Source organism: Nocardia rhamnosiphila NBRC 108938, assembly GCF_000720425.1.
Lineage (GTDB): Bacteria > Actinomycetota > Actinomycetes > Mycobacteriales > Mycobacteriaceae > Nocardia > Nocardia rhamnosiphila.
The window spans coordinates 1-425 of the sequence record NZ_JOAJ01000072.1; the positions used below are offsets into that span (position 1 = coordinate 1).

The following is a 425-nucleotide window of genomic DNA, read 5'->3' on the forward strand; positions in this document are numbered from 1 at the left end:
ACGGTGTCGGCGATGCATGCGATTTCGGGTGCGGCTGTGCACAACTTGTATGGTCCGACCGAGGCCGCGGTGTCGATCACGTATTGGCAGGCCACGGGTGCGGAGTCGGGCAGTGTGCCGATCGGTGTGCCGCAGTGGAACAGCCGTGTCTATGTGCTGGACTCCCGTCTCCAGCCGGTTCCCGCCGGTGTGGTGGGTGAGCTCTACCTCAGCTCTACCTCGCGGGTGATCAGTTGGCGCGGGGTTATGTGACTCGTCCGGATCTGTCGTCGGACCGTTTCGTCGCGAGCCCGTTCGATGCCGGTCAGCGGATGTACCGCACCGGCGACCTGGTGCGGTGGAGCCGGGCCGAGGTCGAGGGCCGGATCGAACCGGTGCTGGAGTATTTGGGTCGTACCGATTTCCAGGTGAAGTTCCGTGGTCAG

1 pseudogene is annotated in these 425 nt (G+C 64.5%); it reads left to right on the forward strand.

Features of this window, described 5'->3' with window-relative positions:
- Window positions 1-425, forward strand: a pseudogene (locus tag IG75_RS37050) (AMP-binding protein); the annotation flags it as partial.